1 protein-coding gene is annotated in these 2,163 nt (G+C 74.9%); it reads left to right on the top strand.

Features of this window, described 5'->3' with window-relative positions; all coding sequences use genetic code 11:
* Positions 1-745: 745 nt before the first annotated feature.
* On the top strand, positions 746-2,163 hold a 1,418-nt coding region (locus G3I65_RS39810; RefSeq protein WP_166641154.1), incomplete at its 3' end, for a DUF2207 family protein.

Genomic DNA, 2,163 nt, shown 5'->3' with positions numbered 1-2,163 from the left:
GGGCCGGTCGGCGGGCCGTACGGCGCGGTGCTTTGCGGGCGTGCCGGGCCTTGCGGCGGCAGGGGGTAGCGCGGGGGCATCCCGCCTGGGCCTTGCTGCTGGCTGGGTGCGCCGATCGGCCGTTGCCCGGTGGTGCCGGGGACGTGCGTGGGTGCGCCGGGGTGCTGCGGGTGGCCCGGAGCGGTGGCCGGTCTCTGCCCGGGTGCTGCTCCGGGGTGCTGGGCTGGTTGGCCCGGAGTGCCCGCCGGCCCCTGTCCGGTGGTGCCGGGACCGTGTGCTGGTGCGCCGGAGTGCTGGGGTGGTTGGCCTGGAGTGCCGGCCGGCCGAGGTCCGGTGGAGCTGGGGCCGTGCGTGGGTGCGCCGGGTTGCTGCGTGTGGCCTGGAGCGGTGGCCGGTCCCTGTCCGGGTGCGCCGGGGTGCCGGGGTGGTTGGCCCGGAGCGCCAGCCGGTCCCTGCCCAGCGGAGCCCGGACCGTGCCCGGGTACCCCACCAGGCCCCGGCTGCCCAGGCGTCCCACCCGCGCCCGGCAACGGCCGCGCGGCCGGTGGCGGCAACGGACGACCCCCCGGCGGTGGGCGGCGCGGATCGTGCGGGCCGGGACCCTGTGGACCAGGACCCTGCGGGCCGTGCGTCATCGAGTGGAACCCCCCAAGCTTTTTCCCCGTCGGAAGCGGCGTACCTGCGGTGATCTCGCCGTTCCGGGCGTCAGCATAGATCGAGTGCTCTAGGGTGTGGTGCTGTGTCGATGAAATGGGGGGCCACGGCCGCGATCGTCGTCGTGGCTGGCCTGCTCGGGGCCGGGACCGCGGCCGCGCAGAACGCCGGGCCCAGTCTGCCCAACCTGCCGAGTGACCTGGTGCCGAAGCCGCAGCAGCTCACCGGGGGCGGCAACGTCCAGCAAACCGACGGCCCGGTCGCGGACGTCGCCCTCAAGGTCCTCCGCGACGGCTCCCTGTCGGTCACCGAAAAGGTCACCGTCCCCGGCGGGCAGCAGCTCACTTCGCGCGTCCCGCTGCGCGTTCCCGCCGGCGACGACCAAGACCGCGTGTACGCCGTCCGCGACGTCAAGACGGAAGGCGCCGCGACCAGCCAGCTCACCGGTGACCAGCTCGTGCTCACCTTCGCCGGGGGCGCCGGCACCGTCACCTACCTGGTCGACGGCGCCGTCGCCGACCAGGGTGGCCGTCAGCAGGCGCGGTGGCAGGTCGCGAGCGGGTTCGACACGCCGCTGGCGAAGCTCACCGCGTCCTTCCTCGCGCCGTCGCCCGAACTGTCCCCGGTGGACTGCTTCGCCGGCCCGGTCGGCTCGAGCCGCCGCTGCACCCTCGCCGAGCTCGACCACACCGGGGTCGTGCGGCTCGAACAGAACGACGTCGGGCCCGGCGACCGCGTCGACCTGCTCGTCGGGCTGCCCGCGAACACCGCGCCCGCGACGGCGAAGTTCGCCGAAATCGGCCTGCTCGCCAACGCCTTCGCGCTGACCCCGCTGACCGGGATCGTCTTCGCCGTCCTGCTCGTCCTCCTCGTCGCGGCCGGCGTCTTCGTGTGGCGCCGCCGCAAGCAGGACGCCGGCGCGCTGCGCACCGCCACCGGCCCGGTCGAGGTCCTGCTCCGCGACGGCGACCGCGTCTTCTTCGCCAGCCCGGACGGCGTGCTGCCCGGGCAGGTCGGCACGGTCGTCGACGAGACCGTCGACGTCGTGGACATCAGCGCCACGGTCGTCGACCTCGCCGTCCGCAACTACCTGTGGCTGGCGGAAATCCCCGGGCAGCACGGACAAGATTGGCAGATCTCCCGCCGCAACCCGCCGGACGAGCACCTCCACGACTTCGAGCGCGCCGTCTGCGAAACCCTGCTGCCCGAAGGCACCGACACCGTCCTGGTGTCGCAGCTGCGTGCCCGCGGCGGGCTCGACCTGCGCCGGATCAGCGACGCGATGTACACCGACGTCGTCACCAAGCGCTGGTTCTCCCGCCGCCCGGACACCGCGCGCGGACGGCTGACCTGGCTCGGTGCCGGGATCTTCGCGCTCGGGCTCGCCGCCACCGCGGTCCTCACCTTCACCGTCGGAGACGCACTGCTCGGCGTCGCCGTCGCGCTGGCCGGGCTCGGCGTCGTCGCGGCGGCCGCGCTGCTGCCGTCCCGCACCGCGCGCGGGCGGGC

This window comes from Amycolatopsis sp. SID8362, assembly GCF_010550475.1.
GTDB lineage: Bacteria > Actinomycetota > Actinomycetes > Mycobacteriales > Pseudonocardiaceae > Amycolatopsis > Amycolatopsis eburnea.
This window is presented reverse-complemented; position numbering and strand designations above follow the sequence as displayed.